This is a genomic window from Rubritalea sp. (assembly GCF_039830215.1).
GTDB lineage: Bacteria > Verrucomicrobiota > Verrucomicrobiia > Verrucomicrobiales > Akkermansiaceae > Rubritalea.
In genome coordinates, this window is the sequence record NZ_JBDOPO010000271.1 from 1 (window position 1) to 9,995 (window position 9,995).

Sequence of the window (9,995 nt, forward strand, 5' to 3'; positions counted from 1 at the left end):
CTATGGATGCGTTGGACTCGCCCTTGCGGCGTAGGATAGATATGGTATACCGCTCTTCGCGGCTCAGATGTTTATAGGTCATTTGGCACAGGCTCGGTTTTGAACGGTGGAGCCAGTGCTGATACTAGTCAGCATCTGGGCCGTTGTTCAAGTTAAGCGGTGCACTTCCGGTTTGAATCCAAGGGCGAAAAGGATCTAGATTTTTCCCTTAATAAGCACGCTTCTATATTTGATGTGTGAATATACAATGCACGAGGCTGAGCTTCCTAGTATGCGCTCACAACGTAGCTTGGAGGAGATGATGGTGCGCATAAAAAAAGGTGGACTTCTTGCGGGAATCGAAAGATCAAGGGGTGCTGCTGATGCCACGGATATTACTGAAGGGTTGCCTAGTCATATCCTTCATGCTGGCTCTGAACTCGGTCCAACCTTCCCAGTTAAGCTCTAACTCTTGACCCTGTTGAGTTATAGGAATGAGTGGTGTATACTGTTTTTCAATTTGAATAAGGGTTGTCGCTAGAGAGAATCTGGGATATTTGATCCATGGTATGTGGAAATATGTCTTATATCATAGTGTTGGGCTGTTCTGTCTTCTTTGTGCGGTATCCTGTGATCAATTGGAGTCAATAGTCTCTGAGATGACTGGTGAAAGTCTTCCTGCTGAGCGTCGTCAGGGTATTAGTCGTGTGTACAATGCTTCGACTTCTGATGTGAAACTTTGGTTGGCTGAGCCCAATGTGCTTGTGGTGCTGAATTTTCACAGTTCGACTTGTCCTGCGAGTAAGGCGCTAAGTCCTAAATTGGATGCAATGGCTATAAAGTATGCTGAGCATTCTGCTATCATGAAAGTCAACGTTGGTAGGCCTGGTGAGGCTGCGACCATGGCGATGAATGAATATCAAATTGATGAGACTCCAGTGCTGAAGTTTTTTCTAAACGGGAAAGAGGTGGATGAGCTTAGAAGTGTCCAAAATGACGAAAAACTGGAGCGTGCCTTTAAGAAACACACTGAGAAAATCAAAGGTGAATTCACAATGAAAGAGGGTGAACTACCAGGATCTCAGAATCAGCGTAGCGTTGAGGATATGATGGTTCGAGGTAAAAGAGGGGATCTTCCAGCAGGTATTACACGTGTTCGCGTACCTGAAGGAGCTAAAGATGTAACGGAAGGTTTGGCTAAATCAATTCTGAGTAACTCCCCAGTCGCCGAAGAGTTGGTTGAAGACGCTAAAGAGTAACTGTGTGAGATGCATTTATCGTCCACATGAGACCTCAAATTGGGAACTCTGAGTCGGGTATTTAATGGCGCCATATCAGCGTGGGAGCTATACAATATAGTAAAATGGGGAAGGTCATTTAGATCTTCTTCATTTTGTTGATACGGAACACTGAGAGTTTACCTCACACTTTAGCTGAATGCGCGATTGACCCAGAGGCTATTGCTGACTAGTTTCCGCCGAATTTATTTTTACTATGAGCAAGGACGCCCAAAACTACAAAGACAGCCTAAGTCTGCCCCAAACGACTTTCCCAATGCGTGGAGACCTCGTGAAGAAGGAGCCTCAGCGACTCGACCAATGGGAATCTAACGGTCTTTACCAGCGTATTCAAAAGCGCCGTATAGATCAGAATGCTCCGCGCTTTATTTTGCACGATGGACCTCCGTTCGCCAATGGTGATGTGCACATGGGTACAGCTCTCAACAAAGTGCTTAAGGATTTAGTTCTTAAGTCCAAGACTATGGCGGGATTTGAGACCCCAATGATCCCTGGTTGGGATTGTCACGGTCTGCCAATCGAGTTCAAAGTTTGCCAAAATGCACGCGACCTAGAGCCAGCTGAAATCCGCCGTCGTTGTGTCGATTTCGCAAGTGGATGGATCGAGACCCAGAAGGCTTCGTTTCGTCGTCTAGGTGTGTTTGGTGATTGGGATAATCCCTACCTCACAATGGACTCAGCCTACGAGGCTGACATCGTTCGTTCATTTTCAGCGCTGATCAAGCGTGGTAATGTGTACCAATCTAAGAAGCCGGTTCAATGGTCCTACGGCGCCCAAACTGCGCTCGCAGAGGCTGAGGTCGAGTACATGGATAAGAAGTCGATTTCACTCTACGTTGAGTTCCCATTGAATTCTGATAAGTTCGGTAAAGACGTTTCCATGGTGATCTGGACAACAACACCATGGACACTTCCAGCAAACCTTGCCGTGGCAGTCCACGAGCGTATCGAGTATGTGGTAGGCCGATTTGAGAAAGTGAACCACGAAGGTTTGGTCATTTCTAAGAATCTAGTAATCGCTAAAGATCTGCTTGAAGCTATCGAAGAGAAAACCGGCTTCGCACTCAAAGAGATTTTCCAAGAGGTCAAAGGTGACGAGTTCGAAGGGCTCGAAGCGCAACATCCATTTCTCGAGCGAACATCTAAGCTCATCCTAGCGAACTTTGTTACTACTGAATCTGGTTCAGGGGCTGTGCACATTGCACCGGGGCACGGTGCTGATGACTATGCTGTTGGGCAGCAAAACGGACTAGGAGTTCTTTCTCCAGTCGATGACGAAGGTAAGTACACTGATGAATGCGGGCTGCCTAACCTTGTTGGTGAGCACGTATTCGACTGTAATGTGCCAATTATCAAAATTTTAGCGGTGGCAGGTTTCCTTCTAGGTAAGGAAAACTACTACCACAGCTACCCACATTGCTGGAGATCAAAAACTCCGATCATTTTCCGTGCTGTTGAACAATTCTTTATCTCGCTCGAGGGAATCCGCGAAAAGGCTCTCGAAGAAATCGATAAGGTCAACTGGCTACCTAAGTGGGGGCGTAACCGCATATACGGAACTGTGGAAGCTCGCCCAGATTGGTGTGTTTCCCGTCAGCGGACTTGGGGTGTTCCGGTCCCTGTATTCTTCGACACAGAAGGCAAGGCCGTGATCCATGCTGAGACTGCTGACAAGATCGCGGACCTCATTGAACAAGAAGGTTCTAACATCTGGTTTGAGCTGACTGACGAACAACTCTGTGAGCGTCTCGATTTACCGACAGGTTACAAGAAGTGTCGCGACACGCTCGACGTGTGGATCGATTCTGGTTCATCCCACAAGGCTGTGGTAGAGCGTCGTCCCGAGCTAGAAGGTCCCGCAGATCTTTACCTCGAGGCTACTGACCAACACCGTGGTTGGTTCCAGTCTTCACTCATGCTTTCAGTAGGCCTGCGTGACGCAGCACCCTACAAATCTGTGATGACTCATGGGTTCGTGGTCGATCAAGACAAACTTAAGGCGAAAAAAGCTGGCAAAACCAACGGTGAATCCACAAAACTTTCCAAATCAGAAGCTGAAAAGAGCGGTAAGCCGATCGATGCAGCGTATTACTACAACAAGTACGGATCTGATATCGTTCGCCTTTGGGTTTCCAGTGTCGACTGGCAGACTGAAGTTCCATTTGGTGAAGACCTCTTTAAGCAGATTGCTGAACCATACCGCCGTCTTCGTAACACACTTCGAATCCTCCTAGGAAACATGGATGGGTTCAATCCTGAGACTGACGCCATTGCGAAAGCTGACATGCCAATTCTTGACCAATGGGTGTTAGAACGGCTCCACGAGGTGATCACTGAATGCCGAGCAGCCTATGAAACATTCGAATTCCGCAAGGTTTTCAACCAGATCAACCAATTCTGCGCGACTGATCTTTCAGCGATCTATGTGGATGTGACCAAAGACCGCATGTACTGTGATTCCAAGGAGAGTCTTCGCCGTCGAGCGACCCAGACCGTGATGCACGAAGTGTTCACATCACTAGTGACGCTTCTCGCCCCTGTGCTAGCGTACACATCTGACGAAGCTTGGGCGCATGCTGGATTCGCAGGTTCTGTTCATGAACAAGACTTCCCTAAAGCTAAGGATGAGTGGGCTCCATCAGTTGTTTCCACAAAGGTTGCTGCTCTACTCGAAGCTCGAGGTGTGATTCAGACAGCTATCGAAGAAAAAGTGCAGGCTAAGGACTTCAATAAAAATAACGAAGCATCCGTACTCGTCACAGTCCCAGCTAGTTTCGAAGCTCTCGAGCAACTCAATGACCGTGAATTTGCGACGGAGTTCTTCATCCTTGCTGATCTTAAAGTCCAGACTGGTGACAAGCTAACTGCCGAAGCTTCTGCTACTGAGTACGCAATGTGCCCACGCTGCCGCCGTTACGAGCCACTACTGGAGAGTGGACTCTGCGCCCGCTGCGAAGATGTAGTAAATAGCTAACCATTTATTTCAAAGCCCGAAGCCTTTTGGTTTCGGGCTTTTTTGCGCTCAGGATTGGGCTTTTTCCATAGAAAAGGGAGAGAGCGGTAATTCACATTTACGCAATGGCTGGAACTCTTTCGTAAATCTGAAAGAATTCTTGTGGAGTTGTGAGAGCAGGGCTAGCTTGGGCGCTATAGATGCAAGAGGAGCCTAGACAATGGATTTTGAAAAAAGATCCGCCGAGTAGTGAAATCAATGTCGAAGGCGTGCCGAGCATTCTTTTGAAGTTGTTAGGCCAAAGAGGTGTCTCTGGTGAGGAATCAATTGAAACTTTTCTAAATCCTCGGCTCAAGGACTTAAGTGACCCGTTTTTGTTGCCCAATATGGAGGCGGCCGTGGCTCGGGTTTTCCAAGCAGCCGAGCAAGGTGAGCATGTCATTGTATATGGTGATTATGATGTGGATGGAGTCACTTCAGTGGCACTGATGCGGACAGTTCTAGATGCCTATGGCATCAAGGGGGGGATCTATATTCCTAAACGGGGCGGAGAGGGGTACGGGCTCAGCGCTGCAGCTATTGATAATTTATTAGCTGAGCACGGGAAGCCGGACCTAGTCGTCACTGTGGACTGTGGTACAGCATCTTTAGACGAAATTGATCGTCTAGGAGAAATTGGAATTGACGTAATAGTGGTGGACCACCACGAAATGTCAGTGAGAGGGTGTCCTGACTGTGTAGCGGTGGTGAACCCTAAGTTGGGTGATGACTTCCACTACCTCTGTGCTGCTGGAGTTGTTTTTAAGTTAGCTCATGCGCTGCTGAAGCGCCGAAAAGTGGATGGCTTTGACCTTCGTGACTACATTGACATGGTGGCCGTGGCGACTGTGGCTGATATCGTGCCTCTTGTTGGAGAGAACCGATTACTTGTGCGCCATGGATTGAAGCGTCTTCCGCAGACTAACAATGCTGGATTACAAGCTCTTCAACAGGTTGCAGGATTGTCAAATAATGTGAGCAGCATGGATGTCGGCTTTAGGATTGGCCCGCGAATCAATGCTGCTGGTCGAATGGATCGTCCTGAGGATGCGTTGGCTCTTCTTGTTGAAAAAGACCTGAAGGCTGCGCATGGCATCGCTTCCTTGCTCGATGAATACAACTGCCAGCGCCAAGCACATGAAAAGCAGATTAGAGGAGAGGCTATGCAGATGGTTCACGAGCAATGTGATCCAGTCAATGACCCAGTGATTGTTCTCGGCTCTCGAAATTGGCACCCAGGAGTAGTGGGCATAGTAGCCTCACGCTTGATGCGTCAATTTTATAAGCCCACTTTTATTATCTCTGTTGACGAGGAAGGTTTGGGGAAAGGTAGTGGCCGCAGTGTCGAGGGGATCTCTCTCGTAGGTGCCATCCAGGCTTGCCCTGATGATTTGATTGCGGGTGGTGGCCATGATATGGCTGCAGGTCTTAGTATTCGCGAGGAGAAGTTAGATGACTTCCGTAATAATTTTTCAGAGTACGTATTGACTACAAGCACAAAGGAGCAGAGGGCTCCAAGGATGAACGTTGATTCAGAAATTGACTTCGAGGAACTCTCTCTCGAGTTCATGGATAGTTACGATCTCTTGCAGCCGTTTGGTAGCCAGAATCCACAGCCGGTGTTTATGAGTCGTGAGGTCTGGCTCACTGAAGCGCCTAGGCACCTTAAAAATAATCACCTTAAGTTGTTTTTACGCCAAGGCATTTCTGAACATGATGCTATTTTCTTTGGGGGTGGTGAGCGAACTTTGCCAGACCCACCATGGGACGTGGCATTCACTATTGATAGGAACACCTTTAGAGGACGAACTAGCTTGCAAATGGTGATCCAAGACGTGCGGGCATCTCACTCAAGATAGACTTATGGGTTTCAATGCGTCTGCTGAACTTGCTGAGTTAGGCTTTCTTTCTGCAAAGGAAATTATAGCCTTCTCTGCGGCTAAATTGTCGACAGTGCAGCATGTGTTAGATTATCTCCCTAGGCGCTATGAGGACCGTCGGCAATTCGCAGCATTCCCAGCTCAAGCTACAGGTGGATCACTGTGTCTTCGGGGCGTGGTGGTTGATTGCCAGCGCAAGGGAGGAGGCGGGCGTAAGGGGGTCCACGAAGTGGTGGTGGGAACTGACGATGGATTCTCCGATAGCACAATTGTTCTGCGGTGGTTCAATATGCCCTACATTGCAAAAATGTTAGCCGTCGGCCACGAACTCGTTTTTTTTGGAAAGCTTAAGGAAGCAGCAGGAAAGTTAATAATAGATCATCCCGACTTTGAGATTATCAACGACATGGTGGATGCCAGCGTGCACGTGGATAGGATTGTTCCTATCTATAAAAATATTGCGGGAATTCCTCAGAGGCGGGTACGTGAGATTATCTATGGTTTCCGTGCTAATTTGAATTCAGATAGCTTGCGTGGAGCATACCAAGTCGATCACAGCTACCCAAGAGTAGATGCATATAGGGAAGTGCATTTCCCTGAAAATATGGCCCAGGCTCAGGCCGCTAGACGTTTTTTTGCTCTAGAGGAATTCTTTATTCTTCAGCTTAATGTGGCATGGAGGAAGAGCCGCTATGATGCTCAGCGAGGTAGGGTTTTGGGCAAAAAGACTAGCCTGCTGAAGGCTTTTTACGAGAGTCTGCCATTTGATCTAACTGGTGCTCAAAAACGCTCAGTGAAGGAAATCGTCGGAGATATGAGGCGCCCTAGGCCTATGCATAGAATGCTTCAAGGAGATGTGGGTTCAGGTAAAACATTTGTTGCTATGTGTGCTGCTTTGTTAGCTATTGAGAGCGGGGCTCAGGTGGCATTGATGGCTCCCACCCAGATACTAGCTGAGCAGCATTTTCTAACATCTTGTAAGTGGCTGGCACCTTTGGGCGTTCAAGTTGGGCTGCGAACTTCCGCGAAAAAAGAGGATGAAGGAGGGGCGGGCCAAGCTCAGCTGTTGGTAGGAACGCACGCTTTACTTTATGGCGAGGAGACTTTCGAGGATCTGGGATTGGTGATCATTGATGAGCAGCATAAATTTGGGGTGGAACAACGGAGTAGGCTGATTCAGAAGGGTGTGATGCCTGATGTGTTAGTTATGACAGCAACACCTATTCCAAGAACTCTAACGCTCACGATATATGGAGATTTAGATGTTTCTTTATTAGACGAGCGACCGGCTGGCAGGGGGAAGGTAATCACGGCATTGAGGCCGAAGGCTAAAGTGAGTGATGTGACTAAATTTGTGAAACAACAGCTCGATGTCGGCCGCCAAGCGTACCTGGTGTATCCTTTGGTCGAGGGAAGTGAGTCCTTCAAGGCTGGCTCGGCAACAGTAGAATTTGAAAAATGGCAGAAGCGTCTGAGCAAGTATGAGGTGGCCTTACTTCATGGAAAAGTCACTGCCGATGAAAAAGAGTCAGTGATGGCAGACTTTCGGGATGGGAAAACTGATGTGTTAGTAGCAACAACTGTGATTGAAGTGGGCGTGGATGTACCTAATGCCAACCTCATGGTGATTTATAACGCTGAGCGGTTTGGGTTATCTCAACTGCATCAGCTCCGCGGGCGTATTGGTCGAGGGAATCACAAAAGTTACTGCGTTTTAGTGGCCGACGGTAAAAGCTCGGCCGCTCTTGAGAAGCTGCAAGAATTGGTGCAAACCGATGACGGGTTCAAAATTGCCGAAGCTGATCTTCGGCTACGTGGACCAGGGGATGTAATGGGAACCCAACAAAGTGGTCTAACTGACTTGAAGTTTATCGAATACCTCGCCGATACTGATTTAGTGCGCGAAGCTAGAAGACTAGCTGACGCCTTATTGCAAGAAGATCCATATCTAGCAGCTCATTCGGAGTTGCTAGATATGATGGTGGATGATGGAGTGAGGGCTTAGACTCCAGCCATCAAGGCTTCGATTTCGTCAGCTTCGATAGGGATGTTGGCCATCAGGTCAAAGTTTTCGTTCTCTCGGATCTGAACGTCATTTTCAATGCGGCAGCCGAGGTTCTCCTCACGAATATAAATGCCTGGTTCGATAGTGAGGACCTGGCCTACGGCGAAAGGTTCGTTGAATGGAGACACATCGTGAACGTCGAGGCCGATGTGGTGTGAGGTGCCGTGCATGAAGTATTTTTTGACAAGAGGCTTGCTGGCGTCTTGGCTTTTCGCGTCTTCTTCGTCGATCAGACCTAGGCCAACGAGAGCATCCTGCATGAATTCTAGGACTTGTGCTTGGTATTCACTAGGGCGTAGTCCAGGACGTAAAATTTCATTTGCCTGACGCATGACTTTGAGGACCGCGTCGTAGACGGCTCGCTGACGGTCTGTAAATTTTCCGTTCACTGGCACAGTGCGAGTCATATCTGCATTCCAGTTGCCGTATTCGGCTCCTACATCCATCAGCACCATGTCACCGTCCTGCAGGCGCATGCTATTCTCTATGTAGTGGAGTACGCAGGCATTGCGGCCACCGCCAATGATTGGAGTGTATGCATGACCTTTAGAGCCATGGGTTAAGAATTCATGGGTGAGGGCAGCTTCGACTTCCCACTCACCGACTCCGGGCTTGATGAGTTTGAGAATTCTACGGAATCCAGATTCAGTGATGTCACAGGCCTTTTGCATTATCTTTATTTCTTCAGGTTGTTTGATTGTTCGAAGTTTATGCATCAATGGTGAAAGTCTCTCGTACTTATGGAGGGGGTATGCAGATTGGCATTTTTTGATGAAACGGTCATTCCTAGTCTCAACGGAAACATCGGCTCTGAGGTGTTCGTTAGTGGATAAATAGACATGTTCAGCTTGTTGAACCAAGCTGTGGAAAGTGCTGTCGAAGCTGTCAGTCCACTGCACATTCTTTACACCTGTAATTTCCGTAGCACGCTCTTTGGTGTATTTATCGCCTTCCCATATAGCTATGTGTTCGTTGGTTTTACGTACGAAAAGGATTTCTTTTTGATTCTCATCAGAGGCATCTGGGTAGAGCACTAAAATAGTCTCTTCTTGGTCAGCTCCCGTTAGGTGAATCATGTTAGAATTTTGAACAAACGGCATGACTCCATCCGCGCACATTGGCATGATATCGTTGGAGTGGAGCACGACGATGCTATTCGGTTTGAGTAGCTTGGAGAGTCGTTCTCGATTGCGGATGAAAAGTCGTGGGTCGATAGCTACGTAGCGCATGTGCAGATAGGAGCGTGAAAAATCAGCTACCGCAAGTCGTAATCAGATTCAGATCAAGAAAGCTGGGGGCAACTTTGTGGCTAGGGACGCACCAAGAGGTGGTGGAGGGTTGCCGTCTGGCGGGTGAGTGTTCACCGGCCAAACAGCCCACGGGGGGGATCGTAATGATTTACCTTGGGGGCGGTTTTATCACGATATTAATTTTGCCTAAGTCCTTTTGAAGAAATTGATTCGGGGTTAATAATTTACAATCACTAAGACGGATATAACAATACGAAGGATGGTGGGCGCTGTATTGAATTTTCTTGCTCTTTTTAGGGTGCTCCATGAACGACTGTATAAAATTGGATCAGTTTTATTTTTCCTTTCAAATCATCTCATTTATTAGGTTTATGTCTTGTGCTTAAATAAACTTTATTCATTTATGGGCACCTCCGGCAACTCCCGTTGTCGGTGTGTGAGTTATTGATTCTTTAAATTTGCGAGCATAGCTCGTTTTGTCGATAGCCACCCTTCGGGCTGGAAAGACTTTCTGCGCAGGGCTTCGTTGTT

6 protein-coding genes are annotated in these 9,995 nt (G+C 47.8%); 5 read left to right on the forward strand and 1 reads right to left on the reverse strand.

Features of this window, described 5'->3' with window-relative positions; genetic code table 11:
• The first annotated feature begins 232 nt into the window (after positions 1-232).
• The 5 genes from ABGY95_RS08930 (at position 233) to recG (ending at position 8,154) form a co-directional block, all read left to right on the forward strand.
• Positions 233-448, forward strand: a complete 216-nt coding sequence (locus ABGY95_RS08930; protein ID WP_347441330.1) for a hypothetical protein — start codon at positions 233-235, stop codon at positions 446-448.
• 190 nt (positions 449-638) lie between these two features.
• A complete protein-coding gene (locus ABGY95_RS08935; RefSeq protein ID WP_347441331.1) occupies positions 639-1,238 on the forward strand; it encodes a thioredoxin family protein in 600 nt (199 codons plus the stop codon).
• A 235-nt stretch (positions 1,239-1,473) separates the two neighbouring features.
• Positions 1,474-4,251 (forward strand): isoleucine--tRNA ligase, encoded by a 2,778-nt coding sequence (gene ileS / locus ABGY95_RS08940; protein WP_347441332.1) that lies wholly within the window; start codon positions 1,474-1,476, stop codon positions 4,249-4,251.
• Between the two features lie 179 nt (positions 4,252-4,430).
• Complete coding sequence (gene recJ / locus ABGY95_RS08945; RefSeq protein WP_347441333.1) at positions 4,431-6,128, forward strand: single-stranded-DNA-specific exonuclease RecJ; 1,698 nt, start codon at positions 4,431-4,433, stop codon at positions 6,126-6,128.
• A gap of 4 nt (positions 6,129-6,132) precedes the next feature.
• Positions 6,133-8,154 carry an ATP-dependent DNA helicase RecG gene (gene recG, locus ABGY95_RS08950; RefSeq protein ID WP_347441334.1) on the forward strand — a complete coding sequence of 674 codons (2,022 nt, stop codon included), beginning with the start codon at positions 6,133-6,135 and terminating at the stop codon, positions 8,152-8,154.
• On the opposite strand, the gene ABGY95_RS08955 is transcribed toward recG, so the two are convergent.
• Positions 8,151-9,443, reverse strand: coding sequence for an aminopeptidase P N-terminal domain-containing protein (locus ABGY95_RS08955; protein ID WP_347441335.1), 1,293 nt, complete (start codon positions 9,441-9,443; stop codon positions 8,151-8,153). The genes recG and ABGY95_RS08955 overlap by 4 nt on opposite strands.
• Positions 9,444-9,995: the final 552 nt, after the last annotated feature.

What these genes read in the sequence shown, in the direction of transcription:
- ABGY95_RS08930 (WP_347441330.1), top strand. Translation starts at nt 233, where the DNA reads ATGTGTGAATATACAATGCACGAGGCTGAGCTTCCTAGTATGCGCTCA.
- ABGY95_RS08935 (WP_347441331.1), top strand. Translation starts at nt 639, where the DNA reads ATGACTGGTGAAAGTCTTCCTGCTGAGCGTCGTCAGGGTATTAGTCGT.
- ileS (WP_347441332.1), top strand. Translation starts at nt 1,474, where the DNA reads ATGAGCAAGGACGCCCAAAACTACAAAGACAGCCTAAGTCTGCCCCAA.
- recJ (WP_347441333.1), top strand. Translation starts at nt 4,431, where the DNA reads ATGCAAGAGGAGCCTAGACAATGGATTTTGAAAAAAGATCCGCCGAGT.
- recG (WP_347441334.1), top strand. Translation starts at nt 6,133, where the DNA reads ATGGGTTTCAATGCGTCTGCTGAACTTGCTGAGTTAGGCTTTCTTTCT.
- ABGY95_RS08955 (WP_347441335.1), bottom strand. Translation starts at nt 9,443, where the DNA reads ATGCGCTACGTAGCTATCGACCCACGACTTTTCATCCGCAATCGAGAA.